This is a genomic window from Photobacterium damselae subsp. damselae (assembly GCF_038086725.1).
GTDB classification, from domain to species: Bacteria; Pseudomonadota; Gammaproteobacteria; order Enterobacterales; family Vibrionaceae; genus Photobacterium; species Photobacterium damselae.
In genome coordinates this window covers 2,105,419-2,125,990 of record NZ_CP146970.1, presented here as the reverse complement: position 1 = coordinate 2,125,990, position 20,572 = coordinate 2,105,419, and the positions used below count along the sequence as shown (strand labels likewise).

General features: G+C 40.8%; 18 protein-coding genes and 3 tRNA genes. 12 read left to right on the top strand and 9 right to left on the bottom strand.

Annotated features, from left to right (window positions below):
• The first annotated feature begins 145 nt into the window (after window positions 1-145).
• The 3 genes from WAX86_RS09570 to WAX86_RS09560 all read left to right on the top strand — a co-directional run bounded on the left by WAX86_RS09570 (window position 146) and on the right by WAX86_RS09560 (window position 450).
• Window positions 146-219, top strand: a tRNA-Cys gene (locus tag WAX86_RS09570).
• Window positions 220-223: 4 nt separating this feature from the next.
• A tRNA-Gly gene (locus WAX86_RS09565) sits at window positions 224-299 on the top strand.
• Window positions 300-363: 64 nt separating this feature from the next.
• Window positions 364-450, top strand: a tRNA-Leu gene (locus tag WAX86_RS09560).
• A 134-nt stretch (window positions 451-584) separates the two neighbouring features.
• On the opposite strand, the gene WAX86_RS09555 is transcribed toward WAX86_RS09560, so the two are convergent.
• On the bottom strand, window positions 585-767 hold the full coding sequence (locus tag WAX86_RS09555) for a DUF3012 domain-containing protein (protein WP_005298611.1): 183 nt from the start codon (window positions 765-767) through the stop codon (window positions 585-587).
• Between the two features lie 219 nt (window positions 768-986).
• On the opposite strand from WAX86_RS09555, the gene WAX86_RS09550 reads away from it, so the two are divergent.
• Entirely contained in the window at window positions 987-1,238 is a 252-nt protein-coding gene (locus tag WAX86_RS09550; RefSeq protein ID WP_044175990.1) for a hypothetical protein, read from the top strand.
• Window positions 1,239-1,261: 23 nt separating this feature from the next.
• Here the strand turns inward: WAX86_RS09550 and WAX86_RS09545 are convergent, their stop codons facing one another.
• Complete coding sequence (locus tag WAX86_RS09545; RefSeq protein ID WP_239970660.1) at window positions 1,262-2,014, bottom strand: DUF3108 domain-containing protein; 753 nt, start codon at window positions 2,012-2,014, stop codon at window positions 1,262-1,264.
• A gap of 175 nt (window positions 2,015-2,189) precedes the next feature.
• Window positions 2,190-3,737: a long-chain fatty acid--CoA ligase gene (locus WAX86_RS09540; RefSeq protein ID WP_068969064.1), complete on the bottom strand. Its 1,548-nt coding sequence runs from the start codon at window positions 3,735-3,737 to the stop codon at window positions 2,190-2,192.
• 434 nt (window positions 3,738-4,171) lie between these two features.
• On the opposite strand from WAX86_RS09540, the gene WAX86_RS09535 reads away from it, so the two are divergent.
• The 5 genes from WAX86_RS09535 (at window position 4,172) to WAX86_RS09515 (ending at window position 11,612) form a co-directional block, all read left to right on the top strand.
• A complete protein-coding gene (locus WAX86_RS09535) occupies window positions 4,172-4,384 on the top strand; it encodes a hypothetical protein (protein WP_044173700.1) in 213 nt (70 codons plus the stop codon).
• An 89-nt stretch (window positions 4,385-4,473) separates the two neighbouring features.
• Window positions 4,474-4,950 (top strand): DUF2947 domain-containing protein, encoded by a 477-nt coding sequence (locus tag WAX86_RS09530; protein WP_065170945.1) that lies wholly within the window; start codon window positions 4,474-4,476, stop codon window positions 4,948-4,950.
• A 303-nt stretch (window positions 4,951-5,253) separates the two neighbouring features.
• Window positions 5,254-6,705, top strand: coding sequence for an NAD-dependent succinate-semialdehyde dehydrogenase (locus WAX86_RS09525; RefSeq protein WP_341488708.1), 1,452 nt, complete (start codon window positions 5,254-5,256; stop codon window positions 6,703-6,705).
• A 146-nt stretch (window positions 6,706-6,851) separates the two neighbouring features.
• Window positions 6,852-8,381, top strand: coding sequence for a phosphatase PAP2 family protein (locus WAX86_RS09520; protein WP_341488707.1), 1,530 nt, complete (start codon window positions 6,852-6,854; stop codon window positions 8,379-8,381).
• Between the two features lie 135 nt (window positions 8,382-8,516).
• Window positions 8,517-11,612, top strand: coding sequence for an FAD-binding and (Fe-S)-binding domain-containing protein (locus WAX86_RS09515; RefSeq protein ID WP_341488706.1), 3,096 nt, complete (start codon window positions 8,517-8,519; stop codon window positions 11,610-11,612).
• A gap of 100 nt (window positions 11,613-11,712) precedes the next feature.
• Here WAX86_RS09515 and aqpZ read toward each other — a convergent pair whose 3' ends face one another.
• Together aqpZ and WAX86_RS09505 are read right to left on the bottom strand one after the other, a co-directional pair.
• On the bottom strand, window positions 11,713-12,408 hold the full coding sequence (aqpZ, locus tag WAX86_RS09510; RefSeq protein WP_005298632.1) for an aquaporin Z: 696 nt from the start codon (window positions 12,406-12,408) through the stop codon (window positions 11,713-11,715).
• Between the two features lie 485 nt (window positions 12,409-12,893).
• The gene (locus tag WAX86_RS09505; protein WP_005298634.1) at window positions 12,894-13,778 is read right to left on the bottom strand and encodes a LysR family transcriptional regulator; all 885 of its coding nucleotides are present in this window, start codon (window positions 13,776-13,778) and stop codon (window positions 12,894-12,896) included.
• Between the two features lie 194 nt (window positions 13,779-13,972).
• Between WAX86_RS09505 and WAX86_RS09500 the strand changes: the two genes are divergently transcribed.
• Window positions 13,973-14,650 carry a cation transporter gene (locus tag WAX86_RS09500; RefSeq protein WP_036763538.1) on the top strand — a complete coding sequence of 226 codons (678 nt, stop codon included), beginning with the start codon at window positions 13,973-13,975 and terminating at the stop codon, window positions 14,648-14,650.
• A 108-nt stretch (window positions 14,651-14,758) separates the two neighbouring features.
• On the opposite strand, the gene WAX86_RS09495 is transcribed toward WAX86_RS09500, so the two are convergent.
• Window positions 14,759-15,238: an NYN domain-containing protein gene (locus WAX86_RS09495; protein WP_341488705.1), complete on the bottom strand. Its 480-nt coding sequence runs from the start codon at window positions 15,236-15,238 to the stop codon at window positions 14,759-14,761.
• Between the two features lie 79 nt (window positions 15,239-15,317).
• Window positions 15,318-15,599 carry a CG2 omega domain protein gene (locus WAX86_RS09490; RefSeq protein WP_148110001.1) on the bottom strand — a complete coding sequence of 94 codons (282 nt, stop codon included), beginning with the start codon at window positions 15,597-15,599 and terminating at the stop codon, window positions 15,318-15,320.
• A 141-nt stretch (window positions 15,600-15,740) separates the two neighbouring features.
• Between WAX86_RS09490 and WAX86_RS09485 the strand changes: the two genes are divergently transcribed.
• Together WAX86_RS09485 and WAX86_RS09480 are read left to right on the top strand one after the other, a co-directional pair.
• Window positions 15,741-16,484: a YggN family protein gene (locus WAX86_RS09485; protein WP_106338767.1), complete on the top strand. Its 744-nt coding sequence runs from the start codon at window positions 15,741-15,743 to the stop codon at window positions 16,482-16,484.
• Window positions 16,485-16,678: 194 nt separating this feature from the next.
• The gene (locus tag WAX86_RS09480; protein WP_153274601.1) at window positions 16,679-16,834 is read left to right on the top strand and encodes a hypothetical protein; all 156 of its coding nucleotides are present in this window, start codon (window positions 16,679-16,681) and stop codon (window positions 16,832-16,834) included.
• Here WAX86_RS09480 and WAX86_RS09475 read toward each other — a convergent pair.
• Complete coding sequence (locus WAX86_RS09475) at window positions 16,826-17,818, bottom strand: phospholipase A (protein ID WP_112162802.1); 993 nt, start codon at window positions 17,816-17,818, stop codon at window positions 16,826-16,828. The two genes, WAX86_RS09480 and WAX86_RS09475, sit on opposite strands and share 9 nt — an antisense overlap.
• Window positions 17,819-17,974: 156 nt before the next feature.
• Window positions 17,975-20,338, bottom strand: a complete 2,364-nt coding sequence (locus WAX86_RS09470; protein ID WP_341488704.1) for a YgiQ family radical SAM protein — start codon at window positions 20,336-20,338, stop codon at window positions 17,975-17,977.
• Between the last annotated feature and the right edge of the window lie 234 nt (window positions 20,339-20,572).

Here is a 20,572-nt window from a genome sequence, read left to right as displayed (position 1 = left end):
TTTTAATTTATTAGCAGGATTGATTTCTTTGTTATCTATTTGATTCTTTTTTGTTCTGTTGGTTTGTTTTGATAAAAAATAGTATTGACTCAATCTGATAATTCCGTAGAATGCAACCCGTACCACAGAGAGTGGTCAACAAGATGGCGCGTTGGCAGAGTGGCTATGCAGCGGATTGCAAATCCGTGGACCTCGGTTCGACTCCGGGACGCGCCTCCATTATGCGACACTAGCTCAGTTGGTAGAGCGCAACCTTGCCAAGGTTGAGGTCACGAGTTCGAACCTCGTGTGTCGCTCCAAATTTTGTAAGTATGGCGAAAGCGATACTGAAGATGGTGTCTCCATCGCAATAAAGAATTGCGTGCCCTGGTGGTGGAATTGGTAGACACAAGGGATTTAAAATCCCTCGGCGTTCGCGCTGTGCCGGTTCAAGTCCGGCCCGGGGCACCATCTATAAGAAAGCTCATCAGATGATGAGCTTTTTTTTCATCTGGACAAAATAGATCTACCGAATCTGATTATGTCATAAGACGTTACGAAGATATTGCAGGTATAAAAAAAGAGCCACAAGGCTCTTTTTAAGATTATTTCTCTGATTGATCATCAAAGCGAATAATACAGCTTTTAGCAAATTCACCCACTTCATTGGCTGTCCAGTCGCCTTTTGGCTTTTCTTTTAGCTGAGTACACCACTCTTCGCTACCCACTTTTGGTGAACATGCAGATAGCAGTGCAACAGCACCTAAAAGAACAAGAAGCTTTTTCATGATTATTCCTATATAAGAGTCAATTCGGCTGTGTAATTACATTGCCATAATGATAGTGATAATAATGGTAATGTACATAATAATATGATGTTTTTTTACTTAGGTTGTTATTATTACGTCAATATTGCAGTAAATGACTTTCGTTATGCTTATGTACGATGAAATTATGATGATATCTCGCTATGATCCAGTGAATATTTTTACTCGATAGGATATTGCATGGCAAAACCTAATAAAAAAGGTCCCTCTAGAACGGTGGAAGTGATCTGTAACCGCTGTCGAGGGGTCTTGTTTAAATATCGAAAAGGTGGAAAAGGCGCTTTGGTAAAGTGTTTCAAGGAACGCATTGTTGAAGATCATACGAAAACGCCGTGCACTTGCCCTTATTGCGATGCAATTTTTGCACGCGATACTTTAGTGAGAGGAACCCCTGCATTTAAAATTATTGGCGGTAAAGCTGTTGCTAAATAAACCTGTTAGGGAAGGGACGCCCGTTAGTGACAGCTGAAATTTTTACTGACGAGAACCGCTTCAAGGTCGAGGAGTTTTCTGTGATAGGTTGCTCTGACTAATTGATAATCAATAGAGGGTGCAAACCATAACACAAGCTTTCGATCTTTTTTACGAGTCTGCTCTACTCGAATGGCTTTTAGCTTACCAAATCGAGTATTAATCATCTCTTCGCCTTTCACGATAAAGTAGTAATGATTAACTTCATCGGTATCTTGAAAGTTAAACTCAAAGCTTTTCTCACCTTTTAGGAGCAAGTAACGCATTTGTGCTCCAATTGCATCACCATCTAAAATTGGAGTTAGGTCTTTGCTTGCAAACTGTAATTGAGTTTTATCGACAACCAATTTGGATTGTTCACCATCACGAAGAAATTGCGCAGTAACCTTGCCAGATAGTAGGCCTTTAATTTTACGCTCATAACCTTGGCTAACAAATTGTTGCTTTTTATCAGACCAATAGAGATGAGATGTCATATTTAATGTTGATTTAGTTAATAAAACATTCGCTTTTCCCGTAGTGGTTACGGTTGCCTTAAAAGCATCTTGCCATTGAATATGTCGATTGTAGTTACCGATGCGTTGGCCGTGAAAATAAACATCATAGTTGAGCCTTTTATCGCATTGGTGATATTGACTAAAAGGCATAATAGCAGATGTGCTTTGTATACCCGAAGATGCATGAGCTACCGAAGATAAAAGAGATAAACTAACTAAAAAATAAAAGGCTAACTTCATACACAATCCTACATTATTTTTATAAAAAGTTAGCAGTCAGGCTATGTAAGTGCAACTTAAAATTGGGTATAGCGAGGGGGAAGATCACGGACAAGAAAAAGAAAAGCGGAGAAAATCTTATTTCCTCCGCTTATATTGCCGTAGCTCTAAGAGATTAAAACCGCTTTAATACGCATTATTTTAATAGGCGTTTTAAGATTTTTCCGGTTGCTGTCATCGGATAACTGGTAACCAACTCGATATGACGAGGGTATTTGTAATCAGCTAAACGCTCTTTACCCCAGTTAATAAGCTCTTTTTCGCTAACCTGAGCGTCTTCTTTGAGCATAATAAAGGCCTTAGCCTCTTCACCAAAAGATTTATGAGGAATACCAATAACCGCAATTTGATGTACCGCAGGGTGGGTCATAAAGGTTTCTTCAATATCACGTGGGTAAATATTGTAGCCACCGCGAATAATCACTTCTTTTAGGCGATCAACAACGTAGACATAACCCTCTTCGTCAAAACGAACAATATCACCTGTGTGTAGCCAACCATCAACCACAGTTTTAGCCGTTTCTTCTGGCTTTTTATAATAGCCCTTCATAACGTTATGACCGCGGATTAATAATTCACCTTCTTGGCCTTGCGCTACTTCGTTACCATCTTTATCGACTGCTTTCATGGTAACGCCGGGCAGTGGTTGTCCAATACTGCCTGGTTTACGTTCATATTCCAGTAGGTTAAAAGCGGCAACAGGAGACGATTCTGACAGGCCATAACCTTCGATAACGGGTACATTTAACTTTTCTTCAAAACGACGAATGATCTCAACCGGCATCGAAGCACCACCAGAAATCGCCACTTTCATATTTTTGGCAATTTCATCGAGATATTCCGCACCATGCTTTTCAGCAAAAGCAAGTAGACCAATATACATGGTGGGTACACCTGCAAAATGCGTCACTTTGTGTTGATACATTTGTTGCATCACTGTTTTTGGTACAAAGCGAGGGATCAGAACCAAAGCACTGCCGGTTAAAATAGTCGTGTTTAAGATTAAAGACTGACCAAAGGTGTGAAATAAAGGAAGTACTGCAATGCTAACATCAGTGCCTTTCTGATTGGTAAGCGCTTGGCAAGCCTGAGCATTACAGAGCATATTACTTTGGCTAAGTTCCGCGCCTTTTGCATGTCCCGTTGTTCCGGACGTGTAAAGAATCACGCAAGTATCTTCTGCTTTGCGATATACCGCATCGAAACAGCCATTATCTGAGCTTAGCCATTGGTTGTAAGAGTGAACGGCATCACTTTCTTCACAGACAGTATTATCACTTTCGATCAAGATAAAATGTTGGCAAGTTGAAGTTTGCTCAAAACCTTCATAACCATACTCTCCAGTAGGTAGAGCATCATTACCTTGAAAACAAATAAACGCAACAGCATCCGAATCGCTAAGGTGGTACGCAACCTCTGTACCTTTTAGCTGAATATTTAATGGAACAGCAACAGCACCTACTTTTTGGATCGCATAATAGTTAACAACAAATGCTGGAATATTTGGACAAGAAAGCGCAATTTTATCATCAGGCTTGATACCAATCTTTGTTAGGTGATTAGCGACCTTATTCACCATGATGTTGAGTTCTTGATAGGTGATTTTATCGTCCTGAAGAATCAGTGCTGTATTGTGAGGGCGAAATTTCGCGTTACGTTCTAAATTTGTTGCGAGATTATACATATCGTAGTCTGTTTTCGTTTGTTCGGGAAACTGGGTTAAGGCAAGCCATCCCTTTTATTTTAGTTAAGGAATGCATTCTACTTATTTTCAATTAATTTGTTGATGTAAAAAACTCAAAATTAAGATATTTAATCACTATTTATTAATATCTATGATTTTGTCATGAAAAATTCATAAAAATAATTATTGTAAATATAGTTTATATATCAGCTTGTTATTTAACCTCTGGTTTTCTTATCTGACGATAATGTATCAGCTGATACGTTATCTCATTGTTTTATCAAGAAATAACTATATGGCAAATATCATGCTGATATTTCAGTATGATGAATGTGATTTGACGATTTTTTAAACAAGTTCTATTGTTATTTGGCTCTACTGATTTCAAGGGTATTGCTCAATGTAATTGAATAACAGAGAAGGAGGATTGGGTTATGAAAAAAATGAAGTCATCATATCGCCTACAAATCATCAAAGAAGTCGCACAGAGACATCAACTACTGGAAAGTGGTGATCCTATGGCAACTCACATCTCTCACCTTCTTAATCAAGCCAAACCAGAGAAAGCTCCTCCCATGTTTAATGGTAACCACTATGATGAACATGCTGGTGGTTGGGTCAGTAATATGTGGGATCTAAGCAAGTAACTAAATAATCGCTGTAAAGTCCACTTGGTACTGGTATCTATTGCCTGAGTACGGTACATTTTGCTGTCAATAAAGTAGTAGGACAACGAATGAATTATATCGAACTTGACAATTACTCGCGCAAGTGGATTTTTACCCACGCATCGATGCCCGTAGCGGAGACGGATTTAGCTCAAATTAAGCCGTTAACACAAGCTCGCTCTGCACAAATCTGGCGTGAATTTATCAGTTCACAAAGTGCCGATGCGGATCATTTTGAGCAAGGCGATTGGGCGTTTGATAAAAATATCTGGTCTGAGGCAAAGGATTGGCAGACTGCGTGGGACGAAGATGAAAATATTCTTCCTGACGGTTTATTAGATTCTATTGAATGGGAAGATAATACGACCGTTTTCTTCTGTTATGAAAAATATAACGTTATTGAAACCAAATGGAGCGTTTTTAAACGTAACTGGAAGAACTTTCTCTTTTTTGATGATGGTCCAATGTTGATTGGTCGTAAACAAGAGCAGGTGCTGTGGTTTAAATCTAACGGCACATATACTCAAGGTCACCGTCCGAAATGAGTTCTCTTACCCCTAAGAATATTTAGGGGTTAAGCTTTTCCTGGTGTGCTTTAAGACATTTTTGTATGTCTATTCTAAATTACTCCAGCCTTTATTTTTGAACTTCTAATCAAACCCTTTCCTCTTTTATTGATATCCTCTCTTGCTGAAAAATACCTAACAATACGATGCCAGTCATCTATTCTTGTAGTCGATGAGTCTTAATACAATTAACTGATCTTCAGATAAAGCTTTGCAGTTTTTTTATATCCTTTATTGGTATAATTGTATGATAAAACAGTTTGAAGTTTCCGAGGGTATTTTATGAGTCAATTGCTCAATCTATTAGTACAGAAACAAACCATTATTGCTGGTGAGTGGCGCAGTGCTAATGATGGACGTCTGTCAGATATTAACAATCCAGCTACTGGTGAGATTATTGGCTCTGTTCCGTTTTGTGGCAGTGCTGAAACTGAACAAGCTGTAGAAATGGCTCACAGTACTCACTTAAAGTGGAAGCAAACCTTAGCAAAAGAGCGTAGTCAAATTTTACGCCGTTGGTATGAATTAGTTTTAAGCAATATTGATGAGCTTGCGCAGATTTTAACGCTAGAGCAAGGAAAGCCGTTGGCTGAGGCAAAAGGTGAAATTCAGTATGCAGCCAGTTTTATCGAATGGTACGCAGAAGAGGCAAAGCGCACTTATGGTGAAATAGTACCAAGTCATAAAAGTGATGCACGTATTTTAGTTTCTCATCAGGCCATTGGCGTTGTTGGTGCGATCACGCCTTGGAACTTTCCTGCCGCCATGATCACTCGAAAGTGTGCGCCTGCTTTTGCTGCTGGATGTGCGGTCGTATTAAAGCCTGCTCCAGATACTCCATTTACGGCACTTGCTTTCGCTCAATTGGCCCAACAAGCGGGTATTCCTGATGGGCTTTTTAGCGTAATTACAGGTGATGCCGTGGCTATTGGCGGGGTATTAACCTCTCATAAATTAGTAAAGAAAATCTCATTCACAGGTTCAACACCAGTTGGTAAGTTATTGATGCAACAAGCGTCAAATACAGTAAAGAAAGTGTCACTTGAGCTTGGCGGCAATGCACCATTTATTGTTTTTGATGATGCAGATCTTGATAAAGCCATTGACGGTTACATGATTGCTAAGTATCGCAATGCAGGACAAACCTGCGTGTGTGCTAATCGCCTTTATATTCAGCGTGGTATTTACGATCTGTTTTTATCTAAGCTAGAAGCAAAAGTTGAACAGCTTAAGATGGGAAATGGATTGGATGATGGGGTTACAATTGGCCCTCTAATTAATCGTGCAGCAGCAGAGAAGGTTGAACGTCATATTCAAGACGCCATCAGTAAAGGAGCATCTCTGGTAACGGGTTCACTTCAATCGTCAGGAAACTGTTTTGTTGCCCCGGCAATTATTCGTGATTTACATGATGATATGTTAGTGGCACAAGAGGAAACATTTGGCCCACTGGCTTCTGCGTTTGTCTTTGACTCAGAAGAAGAGGTGATTACTCGTGCAAATAATACCGATTCTGGACTTGCTGCTTATGTTTATACTCAGTCATTAAGTCGCGCTTTTACCATGAGTGAAGCGCTAGAGTATGGCATGGTTGGGGTTAATGAAGGCTTAATTTCGACTGAAGTAGCGCCATTTGGTGGGATCAAAGAATCAGGATTAGGTCGAGAAGGTGCTCGCCAAGGTATTGATGAATATATGGAAACCAAATACACCTTAATGGGGGGAATTGAGTAATAAATGTCTTAATTTCTGATGTTGATGACGTTCTGAGACTAGAATGCTATCTATTAGGATTTTCCTAAGTATGATATGCCCAGATGATCCATATAGGTTGGATTGTTCTGGGTATATTGATCTTTTTGTCATAAAGGCTTGTTATTGTGCGCAACACTTTTGGTCAGCGGATACTTTTCCTATTTTTTGTTCTCTTTGGTCTTATGTTTGGTTCGGTGAGCTCTGTTTGGGCATCTCCCACAACTTCAGCCTTACCAGAAGGAATAGTGGGAGCCGTTTGTATTATTCGCCACGATAATAAAGTTGTTATGATTTCTGAGGTCATTACGGAAAAATTGGCTTTACCAGGCGGATACATTGACAGTGGTTATAATGCACCACAAACGGCTATTCAAGAAGCGCTAGAAGAAACTGGGCTACATGTTCATGTTGATAAGTTTCTACAATATCGAGGCCGAGCTGCAATCTATGCGTGTGTTGCCAATGATCCGATTCCTGTAACCGAATTTAAAACAAAAAGTGGTTTTACTGCTGTCGCATCCTGGTCATCAGCTCATTTTGGTAAAGAGGTTAAACAAGTCTATTTGATTAACCCATTTAAAGTTGATGGTAAAAATTATCGCTATCCTGATGATATTGCATTACTTAAAAAATGGTTACAACAAACCCCAAACAGCGCGGTGACTTATTATCACAATTTAAGTCAAGAGGTTAATCCGCTCCACCGATGGGAATTATCCCAAATGCTCACGTTTCAACACTGGGTGGATGGATTATCATCATGGCAACAGACCATCTTTAGCTCTTGGATGACAGTAACGAATTTACCAGGAGAGTATGGTTTTATCTTTACGGTATTGTTCGGATGTTTAATTGCCTTTGGCCCAGTAAGCTTTTTACGCTTAAGTACCGTGATGCTCAGTGTCACTATGGTGGCATCGATTATTAAATTAACGATTGCGTCACCTCGACCTTTTTATATTATCCCAGCCTTACAGAAAGTTGCTGCATCCGGTTATGGCTTTCCTAGTGGGCACACATTAATGGCTTTGGTTCTTTGGAGCTTTATTGGGATTCAAGTTTATCGTTATATTAAGGTCCATAACCCGTCGGCCCAATTAACACGATGGCGGGTGGGAATCATTAGTACTGTGGTTCTATTTTCATTGAGCCAAGCTGTCGCAAGAGTATGGTACGGCGTGCATTTTATCAGCGATACTGTGGCAAGTTTGGTTATTGGCTCCGTTATGATTGCCGGTTTTACGCTATGGATTAACTTAGATAAACATAACTTAACTCGATGTATGACCAATAAATGGTTCTGGCTTAATGTCACAGTGGCTTTTGGCTTGATAGCAGGAACAACCCAAGCTCCTGATCATATTTATCTCTTTAGTTGCGTTCTTGCGATATTTTTAATCAATGATTATGTACCTCGTCAGTACCAACGTTTGAATCTACGCTATCTACTAGGCTTAATTACTTGCCTTTTAATTGGGTGTAGTATGATTTTATATTCAGGCTATATGTTGATTAATTTATCCAATGTTTCTCTTATTGTACTCGCTATTAGAAGCATCACTATTGTGGTTCTAATTACGTGGATTTTAGGTTGCAGTTCATGGTTTTATCGTCATACATGTTCATCATCGGCTCATGTACAGCAAGCAAATTGAGAAGATACAGAGCAATCAATAAACTTCAGTCCCTTTGTTTGTTTCTCTCTCATTGTGAGGTAAAGTGAAATAACTTAACGACAAAAGAGGGAACCAGTTTCGCAGGATGCGAGTGTAACTGGTACAAGGAGAGCAATGTTACCTGCACTATCACAGCAAGAAGCGCTAGAGCCTACTGTTCTAGCCTATCTAACACAATTAGAAAATATGGGGTTTTCAGGTGATGTGGAAACCTCTTATGCCAGTCGATTAACGGTTTCAACCGATAACAGTATTTATCAGCAATTGCCTCAAGCGGTTGTGTTTCCTAAATCACTTCAAGATCTGTCTTTATTGGGACAAGCGGCTGCCGCTCCCCATTTTCAAGCAATTCGATTTTCTCCGCGCGGTGGTGGTACGGGAACCAATGGACAGTCGCTCACCTCAGGGATCGTGGTGGATCTCTCACGCCATCTAAATCAGATATTAGAGATCAATATTGATCAACAGTATGTCAGAGTGCAAACCGGAGTGATCAAAGATCAGCTCAATGATGCACTGCGTCCTTTGGGCTACTTTTTCTCTCCAGATCTATCGACCAGTAATCGTGCAACCATAGGTGGAATGATTAATACCGATGCTTCAGGTCAAGGTTCACTAAAATACGGAAAGACATCAGATCATGTATTGGGGGTAACGGCGGTATTTGCTGATGGTTCAATACTGGAAACTGCGCCGCAATCGCCACCAAACTATCAGTCACCATCGATTCAAGAACGTGAAGAGCCTGTAGAAGCAGAGCTCTCTTTTGCTCAGCAAGGGTTACAGGTTACTGCTGAGATTTGTGCTCAGTACCGCTCTGCTATTGTGGAAAAATTTCCACCGTTGAATCGTTTTTTAACTGGTTACGATTTAAAACACGTTTATAACGACGATCTGAGTCAGTTTGATTTAACCCGTTTATTGTGCGGTGCTGAAGGCTCTTTGGCTTTTATTGCTGAAGCGAAATTAAATATCACACCAATACCAAAAGCACGGACGTTGGTGAATATTAAATACGACAGTTTTGATGCCGCACTACGCCATGCTCCTATGATGGTTGAAGCCAATGCTCTCTCGGTTGAGACCATTGATTCCACTGTATTAAATCTGGCAAAGCAAGATATTGTTTGGACGACCGTGAGCGATCTTTTAACGGATGTGCCAAATAAAGAGCTGCTTGGTATTAATATGGTGGAGTATGCCAGTGCTGATGAGCAAGAAAATGGTCAGCAAGTTCAGTTATTATGCCAAAAGCTCGATCAACTGATAGCCGACAACCAAGCCGGTATTATTGGTTATCAAATTTGTGATGATCTGGCCAGTATCAACCGTATTTATACGATGCGTAAAAAAGCGGTAGGTCTACTTGGTGCCACGAAAGGAAGCCGTAAGCCAATTGCTTTTGCTGAAGATACCTGTGTTCCACCAGAGCATCTGGCCGATTTTATTGCCGAGTTTCGTCAACTGCTCGATAGCCATCAATTGCAATATGGCATGTTTGGCCACGTTGATGCCGGGGTACTGCACGTTCGGCCAGCCTTAGATATGTGCGATCCAGCTCAAGAGCTATTAATGAAGCAGCTATCAGATCACGTTGTAGCGCTGGTGGCGAAATACGGTGGCTTAATGTGGGGAGAGCATGGTAAAGGATTTCGCTCTCAATATGGCCCTGAGTTTTTTGGTGCGGAATTATTTACCCAGTTACGCACCATTAAAGCGGCATTTGACCCTGATAATCGTATGAACCCAGGGAAGATTTGTACTCCTTTGGGTTGTAATGAGCCACTGGTTCAAGTTGATGGCCTAAAAAGGGGAACGTTTGATCGCCAAATTCCAATAACCACGCGTGATAGCTTTAAACAAGCGATGGAATGTAACGGTAATGGGCTCTGTTTTAATTATGACACCAGCTCGCCAATGTGTCCTTCGATGAAAGTTAGTTCCGACCGTCGTCATTCACCTAAAGGGCGGGCAGGGCTTGTTCGTGAATGGTTGCGACAATTGGCTGCAAACGGTATTTCTGCCGAGCAGTTAGAACAAGAGCTACTAAGCCAAAAGCCATCAGTAAAAGCGATCATTGAACGCTGGAAAAACAGCTTTGGCTCTCAACGTCATCAGTATGATTTCTCTCATGAAGTGATGGAAGCGATGAATGGCTGTTTGGCTTGTAAAGCGTGTGCTAGCCAATGCCCCATCAAAGTGGATGTTCCTAGCTTCCGCTCTCGCTTTATGCATATTTACTACAGTCGTTATCAGCGTCCAGCCAAAGATTATTTGGTGGCCCATATCGAAACGATGTTACCTGTTATGGCAAAAGCACCGAGCTTAGTGAATGGATTTATTAAGCCAAATTGGTCGAAAAAGCTTACTGCCAAAGCATTAGGTTATATTGATACGCCGCTTTTATCGGTACCAACATTAGCGGAGCGTTTAGATGGACATCATGCAACCCACTTTGATTTAACTTGGCTCCAAGCTCTCTCTGAGACTGAGCGACAAAATTACGTGCTCATTGTGCAAGACCCGTTCACCAGTTTTTATGAAGCTGGCGTGGTGTATGACTTCGTTGAACTTATTGCGAAATTAGGTAAAAAACCTATGTTAGTGCCCTTTAAACCCAATGGTAAGGCACAACATATTAAAGGCTTTTTGCGTCAATTTAGCCAAACTGCGGCCAATACGGCTGAGTTTCTTAATCAACTGGCGCAACTAAATATTCCTATGGTTGGGGTCGATCCTGCTTTAGTTTTATGCTATCGCGATGAATATAAAGAAATTTTGGCAGAAAATCGTGGTGATTTTGAGGTTAAATTGGCTCATGAATGGTTACTGACGATTTTAGCTGAGCGTCAAGAAAAACCAACGCTAATCGATAATCAACTTTGGTATCTATTTGCTCATTGTACGGAAAAAACTAAGCTACCAAATGCAGAAAAAGAGTGGGGGACAATCTTTGCTCATTTTGGTTTACGATTAGAATCAGTAGCGGTTGGATGTTGCGGTATGGCAGGGACGTTTGGTCATGAACAAGATAAATTGGAGATCTCGAAGCAGGTTTATCAGCTAAGTTGGCAACCTAATATCGAAAAGCTAGATACTGATCGTTGTTTGGCAACGGGATATTCATGTCGAAGCCAAGTAAAACGATTTGAAAAGATTCAGTTTAAGCATCCTATTCAAGCTATTCTTTCTCAGTTAAAGCACCGCTAAGATAACGGTATTTATAATAGATAAAATAAAACCAGTAAAAACAAAACGAGCGCTTAAGATTAAGCGCTCGTTTTTTTAGTTATGGCTAGAGCCTAAGAGGTTAGTCTTGGTTTGGACATAACCAGCGGTAAACAATACCCGCAAGAACTGCACCAATAAGAGGAGCAACCCAGAATAGCCATAGCTGAGAAATAGCCCAATCACCAACAACAAGAGCAGGACCGGTACTACGCGCAGGGTTTACAGATGTATTAGTTACTGGGATGCTAATTAGGTGGATAAGTGTTAGCGCTAGACCGATAGCAAGACCTGCCATTTGTGGTGACGCTAGCTTGTGTGTCACACCTAAAATCACAAATAGGAACATAAAGCTCATGATAACTTCGATAACAAAGCCAGAAGCCAAATCATAGTGACCTGGTGAATGCGCACCGTAACCATTAGCAGCAAGGCCATTTACAGCAAGATCATAGCCAGGCTGACCGCTTGCGATAAAGTACAGTGTATATGCTGCCGCGATAGCACCTAGTACTTGCGACAGGATATAAGGTACAACTTCAGCTGCTGGGAAACGACCGCCAGTCCATAGGCCAACAGTAACGGCTGGGTTTAAGTGACAACCAGAAATATGACCAATTGCATAAGCCATAGTTACAACAGTTAGACCAAATGCTAATGCAACACCTAATAGGCCAATACCTACATCAGGAAATGCTGCTGCAAGAACCGCACTACCACAACCGCCTAGAACTAGCCAAAATGTACCGATAAACTCGGCCGTTAGCTTCTTTAACATGATTAACTTTCCTTATTTTTGTATCCGTGAGACGTCAACTTTCTTTTGATAGATGGGCGTTTTGTATCGTGATACACAACACCATGGTTTGCTCTCTTATTGGGTCGGCTACAAAATGTGATGGATTGAATTTGCATATATGTTGAATTAAAAACGCTGTTCAAACTAGATCTACATCACATCTTTTATGATTTTTTACTTAGAAATGAGCCTGATTTATTTTAATAAAACAAAATTCAGAATCATTAAGTAAGCACAATCGTGTTCTTCTAGCTTAGTCTTAGTTTCTAGTTTTAGCCAAAATAATGACGGTTAGTTATTGATTTAACAACGTTATTAAATCTTTGATAGATGATTATCTAGGAATGGTTATCTGGTAGAGGTGATGTTTGTTAGATAGAAATGCAATAAATGGTGAGTGTTTTAGAGAAAGTGACTATTCACTTAAAATTTATTGCATTTCTTGCAGTGAAAATACGAGAAGGTTAGTCAGAAACATCAAGAAGATAGTTTGCGATTTGATTTGATAACCATTGCACAACAGCTCCACGGCGAGATTCACTTTCAACTATTTCACCATAAGACTGCCAGTTCATCGCACGATTGTGTTTAAGCATCTTTAATGTACCTTGGCGAAGATAATCTTTAATCAAAAGAGCAGGAACATAAGACCAACCGGCTTTATCTAAAACGGCATCTCGTAAGTGCTCATAGAAGGTTAAGCCCAAATAGTTACTGGAATGTGAGGCTGCCGCTCGTAATCCATCATCATCTATATAGGCAATAACCACTTCTTTAAAGCGTTCTAAGTCGCCGCTGGTCACTTTTTGCAATTTACATAATGGGTGATCGGCATGGGCAACCGACATCATTCGAATTTGGCCAAGATCGGAATAATACAATCTTGGACTATCTTGATGTGAGGGCAATAAACCATACGCAACATCAACCAGATTTTCTTCGACCATATTTACAATTTCTGGGGTTGGTGAAATGTAAATTGAGATACTGGTTTTAGGGAAAAGTGTGTTCATTTGCCGGATCAAGTCACGCCATAACTCTTCGGGTAAAGAGTCATCACGCACGATACGTAGCATAGACTCTACGCCATCTCTATGTTGCTCACATTTGGCAATAATATCATTAGCGATGAGAGTAATACGCTCACAGTCATTAACAATGGCTTGCCCCATTTCAGTGGGAGTAATGCGGTTGCCACTACGGGTTAATAATTGTACGCCGAGGTCATCTTCAAGAGCACTTAGAGCTGCACTTACCGTGGTTCGGCTCTTTTCTAATTTTCTTGCCGCTTCTGCGATAGAACCTGTATTTACCGCATAGATAAACATCTCTATTTGGCTCATTTTCATATGCGCTGTATTCCATAAATGATAACGCGATTGAAGGGTTGTTTATAAACCATACAAATATTAGCGTTATTTTACCGTTAGCGACGAGATTTACGACGCTCAGTGATTATCTTATTGTTAGAATAGGGGATAGTATGACTTGTGTTCAATAAAAACTAATAACAACGACGAAAAAATTGTCATTGAGGTGTTTTATGTCGTGTCATGTTTATCATGAGCGTCGCTTATTACAAATATCCACTGTTTCTTCATTAATTTTCGCCTTAATGGGGATTGGCCTTGGCTTGTGGATGGGATCATTAGTTATCGTATTCGATGGCGCTTATTCTTTAGTCAGCTTAACGCTTACACTTATTTCTCTTGCAGCATCTATGTATATCCGAAGCCCTAAGGTTTCAGGAAATTCATTGAAAGTTGCCATGTTAGAGCCAGCCGTTATTGCACTGAAAGGTAGTGTGATTATGGTAATGTGTTTGCTTTCATTTGTTTCTGCGATTGATGCTATTTTAGCTGGTGGTCGTCATGTTAACGAAGGTATTGCTGTTGTGTTTGGTGTGGTTAACGTGATCGGTTGTTACTTAACATACTGGCATTTAGCAAAAGCACACAAGAAAACAAAATCTGCCTTAGTTGAAGCAGAATCTAAGCAGTGGGTGATGGATACGGTGATCAGTGCGGCTGTATTGATGGGATTCGTTGTTGCACAGATCTTGTCGATGACTCAGTATGGTGATTATGCAGTTTACGCCGACCCGGCAATGGTTATTATTGCTTCTCTATACTTTGCGTTAGTTCCTGTGAAAATGGTTTGGGGCGCAATCACTAAAATGCGTCGAGTTTACCAACACCATCAAGCGGTTGAAGCTAACTAATACGGTATAAGCTTGCACTTAGATATATGAATATAAAAAATGCCGATTCACTCAGTGGATCGGCATTTTTCATGCTGTTTATACCTAATTGGCTGTTGTTTGCGAAAATTAACGGCCAAGTAGTAAGGTCTGTTCTATCTCTCGGAAGAAATCAGCACTATTAATTAAAGAGGCTGCGGTCAATCCCGGAACACCGTATATTTCAACTTTGGTTTGGTACTTGCCTTGTACTTTATCGACCAGCAGATCGAAATCACCATCACCAGACAGTAAAATGATTCTATCAACATCGGGTGCATGTTCAATCACATCAAGAGTAATGCCCACATCCCAGTCGCCTTTTGCGGAGCCATCACTGCGTTGAATAAACGGCTTTAATTTCACATCAAAACCGATGCCACGCAGAATATTCTGGAACTGACGTTGCTTCTCGTCACCTTTATGAATGGCGTATGCATATGCAGCTACAATTTCACGGTCTTGGGAGACTTCAGCCCAAAAAGCGTTATAGTCGAAGTTACAGTGATATTTCTCTCTTACTGTGTAATAAATATTTTGTACATCGACAAAGATTGCGACCTTTTCCACCCAATCACCTAATTTTTAAAACCATTGCGACATGTTGAATAAAAGAAAGCAAGAAATCAACCTGTTAGGCTAAGTTATATTATTTATTCTTTCCTCTAGGCTCTTTCTCTGGTTTATGATGATCTTTGTCGTGGCCTTTGCCTGGGTTATCATCACCATGAATACTGCGATTGGAGTGATTTTTATCTTTATTGCCGGGATGATCGTAACAATCATCGGATTTGATCGAGATATTATCGGAATTTAATTTTATGCAGTCTTTGCTAAACTCAAAACCGTCACCAGAAATCTTAATATCGGCAGATGCAGCAAAAGATGTTATCAGTACTAGTGAGCTAAATAATAACGTAGTAAATTTCATTATTACCTCTTTTTTATTGAGTTGGTTTAGTCGGTTCTATATAAAAGCATATCAGATTCGATGCAATTTTGAGTTGAATTAAACCAGAAAAACACTGTCTAATTGCTGAATATTCATAAAATACAACAATAAGAGATAGTAATGAAAAAAGTGGTATTAGCAGGACTTCTTCTCTCTTCAAGTTCTGTATGGGCGCAAAGTTGTCCTGTTTCTGTTCCTAACGATATTCATGTAAACGACGGGAAAGTCTCTGTTTATGAGGCGGGTAAACCTAAGCTTGTCATAGATGAAAATAACAACGTATTTATTGATGGCAAAAAATTAGATTTAAATGCGATGCAGCAGCAAGCAGTTGCCGCCTACAGTAATGGGGTTCAAGAGTTTCTCCCTCAAATGGCTGGTATGGCCGATACTGGAATGGCGCTCGCATCTGATGTGATGGATCAAGTGTCTAAATCGTTAGGTTCTGAGGAATCATTTGCGAAAGTTCAGACCCTGATTAAGCAGTATGGTGAACAAGCAAAAGCCAAATTCTATAATGAGAAGGGCGAGTTTGTGATGCCAGCGAATACGTTTGAAAACATGGATACTCAGTGGCAAACCGAGTTTGAACAAGCGATGAAGCAATTGAGTGTTGAGTCTATGGCCGGGTTATTTGCTGCACTCTCTAATGAAATGAAAAATGGTGAAATTAACTTAACTGAAATGCAAAGCAAATTTAGTGAGTTAAAAACCAATATTTCAGAGCAAGTACAAAAGCACAGTAAAGAAATGGCAGCTCAGTCAAACCAGCTTTGTACTTCAGTTGAAGGGCTTGCTAAAGAAGAGAATCAGCTACAACAACTGATCCCTCAGCTAAAAGATATTAAAATGTTTGAGCAATAATCGCTCAGTATTGCCAACTTAAATAGAAATAGCGCCACGGTTTGGCGCTATTTTGCGTTATTTCTACGATTTGGCCTTATTACGGCTGTTTTACTGTGATGAAACTATCATCCCGAATCGTGCTCTGAATCCTGCCTCTTAACATCACTTCGGTATATACTTAGGAATATAAACAGAATTTCCAGGAGGGATGTATGTTTAAAGCCGTCGTAATTATAATGCTCATTGGTTTGGCCATTTTTGCAATTAAGTACCTTGATGCAAATGGACAGAAAAAAGTTGTTATTGGTCTTGTGAGTATTTTAACCCTTGGCGTTGTCACTCTTATGACTATGGAACTGTTACAATAAATCGGTTAAAGCCACACCTAAACCAATACGATTTTGGTTAATATTGTAATCAATCATGCTATCGCCATAACCCGTCGTATATTGAGCGTAGCCACGTAAACGCCCCCATAGTGGGAATGTCACACCAAATTCGCCATAGCCTTTGTGGGTACTAAAATTCTGTCGTCCCAAAAAGCTAAATTCATAATCATCCCATTTATAGACTGTTGTCAGTTCAAAATGCCCCATGTAATCAGCAATATCTGGGTTATCATCACCTTCAGGATCGCCTGGGTAACGTTTATCATCTTCTGGTAAGCGATACCAAGGTTGGAATGACAGAGCGAAGTTGTCTTTTTCATAAATGAAGTTGGTATAGATGCGGTTCCAACTACGAGACAGAACTTGGCTTCGGCCATTAGATTGATGCTCAATACCGAATGTCATCCATGTTTTACCACCTAGCGGTTGCCAAGGTGTCGGAGCAAAATAGAACAACTCAGGACGATAGTTGGTTTCTCTAAATGGGCGCGATATGTCTCCAGCATAAACCTGCCAGTAAGATTTCATTGTGAATGCGAAAAATAAACCGTCACCATCAATAAACATATCATCGTAGTTGAGTGGGACTTTAAAGCTAATCTGGAATTTTGCTTCGGTATTTTTTAGATGCCCAGCCCAATCGGTTTTATCATACGCACCTTTATTAATATGATCGGTATAAGTTACTGGAAGAATATAGTTCATCCGGTGAGGGGTGATCACAAAAGGGTTAAATGCCGTATTTCGCTCATTTTCAATACGGTTACTAACAATATTTGTTGGTGCTGGTGTTTGCTCGATACTCTCTTGGCAACGCTTTCTTATTGCATCAACAGTCAGTTTGCCACTTTGGTTTTTTACCGCATCTAATAAGCAAGAATCAAAAGCAGATAGCTCGTCAGCGGCATAAGTTGGCATGGCCAAAGGCGCAAAAGAAAGCAGTAATAACGTACGTTTTACCATAGAGTGAGTAATCCTTTTTAATAAACCCATGGATCGATTGGCGTTATCGCTATTCTACTGAAAATTGAGCAAAAAGCTTAAAGGTTATGTAAAAAAATAGCGCTGACAAAAGAAATTGTTCAGCGCTATAAATTTATTTATGTAACGAGTTTTATACTATCGTTTGTTTTTTGGCTTACCGCTAAATTTGCTGGTCGGTTTTTGTCCAGCAGGTTTATTACGGCCTTGGCCTTGAGCTGGTTTATTACCGTTGCGATTACCCGCTGGCTTATTATTACCATTATTTGGGCGGCCATTACGGTTTTGGTTATCCCATTGACCTGAGCGGTTATTGTTGCCGTTGCCGTTGCCGTTGCCGTTGCCGTTGTTAGCACCATTACCGCCATTTCCGCGTTTACCATCTTTGCGAATATCTGGCTGATTAGGGTGTTTGGTGGCAAAACGTTTCGCTGCATGTCGACCAGAACCACGTTTTTGAGCCAAGGTTGTTACGCTCTCTTCAGCACCTTCTGGTGGAACTAGACAACCAGGTCGGTTACCAATTAAGTGCTTCTTACCCATGCTCACCAAAGCCTGACGGATCAGGGCCCAGTTGGCTGGATCATGATAACGAAGCAGGGCTTTATGTAGACGACGCTGACGTTCACCTTTGGCAACAAACAGATCATCTCGGCCTTTATATTTCACTTTTTTCAGAGGGTTGGTCTCTGAGTGATACATGGTTGTAGCGTTACACATTGGCGATGGGTAGAAGTTCTGAACCTGATCGCATTCAAAGTTATTTTCTTTTAGCCACAGCGCAAGGTTTAACATATCGTCATCGGTTGAGCCGGGGTGTGCTGAGATAAAGTAAGGGATCAGGTACTGCTTTTTCCCTGCTTCTTTACTGTATTTCTCAAACATCTCTTTAAAGCGATAGTAAGTACCCATGCCTGGCTTCATCATCAGATCAAGCGTACCTTTCTCGGTGTGCTCTGGGGCAATCTTTAAGTAACCGCCAACGTGATGAGTGACTAATTCGCGTACATATTCTGGAGATTCCACCGCAAGGTCATAACGAACACCAGAAGCAATTAAGATCTTCTTAATGCCTTTTAGGTTACGAGCCTGACGATAAAGATCGATAGTATGTTTATGGTCGGTATTTAGCTTCTTACAGATCTCAGGGAAGATACACGATGGACGACGACAGTTCGCTTCTGCCCTAGGATCAGAACAGCCTAAGCGGTACATGTTCGCGGTTGGACCACCTAAGTCTGAAATGGTACCTGTAAAGCCCGGTACTTTATCTCGGATCTCTTCTAGCTCATTTAAGATTGACTCTTTTGAGCGGTTTTGAATGATACGACCTTCGTGCTCGGTAATCGAACAGAATGAACAACCGCCAAAGCAACCACGCATGATATTGACTGAGGTTTTAATCATGTCATACGCAGGAATTTTTGCTTTGCCATAACGAGGATGAGGAATACGTGCGTAAGGCAGGCCAAACACAAAATCCATCTCTTCAGTCGTTAATGGTGTAGGGGAGCGGTTTACCCATAGCTCACGGTCTGCGTGTTTTTGAATTAATGCACGGCCTGAATATGGGTTCGTCTCTAAATGCATTACACGGCTTGCGTGCGCATATAAAATACGGTCATTTTGTAGCTTTTCGTACGAAGGCAGACGAACCGCAGTATGCTTTGAATCGTGACGAGATGGCTGCACAGTAACAACTTGAGCTGGAGTCTCTTGTTGTTCTGCTTTGTTATTGGCACACGTCTCTTCTGTCGCATATGGATTTGGCATCACCATTGGGCGGCCTGGTTTTTCAATACGACTAGAGTCAATTTCGCTAAAGCCTTCTGGTAGCTCTTTAAGCATTACCGCAGTGCCCGGAATATTGATCATCTCTTTGACGTTTTCGCCGTTTGCAATGCGGTGCGCTACTTCAACAAGAGCACGTTCAGCATTACCAAACAGCAGAATATCGGCCTTAGCATCCATCAGTACTGAGCGACGAACTTTGTCTGACCAATAATCGTAGTGAGCTAAACGGCGTAAACTTGCTTCGATACCACCTAATACAATAGGTGCTTCTTTATAAGCTTCACGGCAGCGTTGAGAGTAGACCAATACAGCACGGTCAGGACGCTTACCACCTTCATTGTTAGGGGTATAAGCATCATCGTGACGTAATTTACGGTCGGCAGTATAGCGGTTGATCATGGAGTCCATGTTACCAGCCGTTACACCAAAGAATAGGTTGGGTTTACCCAGCTCCATAAAGGCGTCTTTGTTGTCCCATTTTGGCTGCGGAATAATACCGACACGGAAGCCTTGAGACTCAAGCAGACGACCAATTATAGCCATACCAAAGCTTGGGTGATCGACATAAGCATCACCAGTAACAATGATAATATCGCAGCTATCCCAGCCAAGCTCGTCCATTTCTTTACGAGTTGTTGGTAGGAAAGGTGCCGTACCATAACACTCTGCCCAGTATTTTGGGTATTCGTTAATCTTGGTTAAATTCATTTGCTTACAGTTACTTTCTTGTCGTTAGTGTGGTCGTTGCCACAAGCTCAGGTCACGTTGGCAAGCTCACATTTGCCTTTTAGTGTAGTGCAACCCTAGCTGTTGAATTTGATCTTTATAAAAAGGGGAGGGATTTTACCACGTTTGCGCTGTAAAACATCAATTTCTCTTGGGAAATGGTTGAGAGTGGGTTGGAGACTTGAGTTGTCATTAAGATGAGTAATGTTCTGATAT

What these genes read in the sequence shown, in the direction of transcription:
- WAX86_RS09555 (WP_005298611.1), bottom strand. Translation starts at nt 767, where the DNA reads ATGAAAAAGCTTCTTGTTCTTTTAGGTGCTGTTGCACTGCTATCTGCA.
- WAX86_RS09550 (WP_044175990.1), top strand. Translation starts at nt 987, where the DNA reads ATGGCAAAACCTAATAAAAAAGGTCCCTCTAGAACGGTGGAAGTGATC.
- WAX86_RS09545 (WP_239970660.1), bottom strand. Translation starts at nt 2,014, where the DNA reads ATGAAGTTAGCCTTTTATTTTTTAGTTAGTTTATCTCTTTTATCTTCG.
- WAX86_RS09540 (WP_068969064.1), bottom strand. Translation starts at nt 3,737, where the DNA reads ATGTATAATCTCGCAACAAATTTAGAACGTAACGCGAAATTTCGCCCT.
- WAX86_RS09535 (WP_044173700.1), top strand. Translation starts at nt 4,172, where the DNA reads ATGAAAAAAATGAAGTCATCATATCGCCTACAAATCATCAAAGAAGTC.
- WAX86_RS09530 (WP_065170945.1), top strand. Translation starts at nt 4,474, where the DNA reads ATGAATTATATCGAACTTGACAATTACTCGCGCAAGTGGATTTTTACC.
- WAX86_RS09525 (WP_341488708.1), top strand. Translation starts at nt 5,254, where the DNA reads ATGAGTCAATTGCTCAATCTATTAGTACAGAAACAAACCATTATTGCT.
- WAX86_RS09515 (WP_341488706.1), top strand. Translation starts at nt 8,517, where the DNA reads ATGTTACCTGCACTATCACAGCAAGAAGCGCTAGAGCCTACTGTTCTA.
- aqpZ (WP_005298632.1), bottom strand. Translation starts at nt 12,408, where the DNA reads ATGTTAAAGAAGCTAACGGCCGAGTTTATCGGTACATTTTGGCTAGTT.
- WAX86_RS09505 (WP_005298634.1), bottom strand. Translation starts at nt 13,778, where the DNA reads ATGAAAATGAGCCAAATAGAGATGTTTATCTATGCGGTAAATACAGGT.
- WAX86_RS09500 (WP_036763538.1), top strand. Translation starts at nt 13,973, where the DNA reads ATGTCGTGTCATGTTTATCATGAGCGTCGCTTATTACAAATATCCACT.
- WAX86_RS09490 (WP_148110001.1), bottom strand. Translation starts at nt 15,599, where the DNA reads ATGAAATTTACTACGTTATTATTTAGCTCACTAGTACTGATAACATCT.
- WAX86_RS09485 (WP_106338767.1), top strand. Translation starts at nt 15,741, where the DNA reads ATGAAAAAAGTGGTATTAGCAGGACTTCTTCTCTCTTCAAGTTCTGTA.
- WAX86_RS09480 (WP_153274601.1), top strand. Translation starts at nt 16,679, where the DNA reads ATGTTTAAAGCCGTCGTAATTATAATGCTCATTGGTTTGGCCATTTTT.
- WAX86_RS09475 (WP_112162802.1), bottom strand. Translation starts at nt 17,818, where the DNA reads ATGGTAAAACGTACGTTATTACTGCTTTCTTTTGCGCCTTTGGCCATG.
- WAX86_RS09470 (WP_341488704.1), bottom strand. Translation starts at nt 20,338, where the DNA reads ATGAATTTAACCAAGATTAACGAATACCCAAAATACTGGGCAGAGTGT.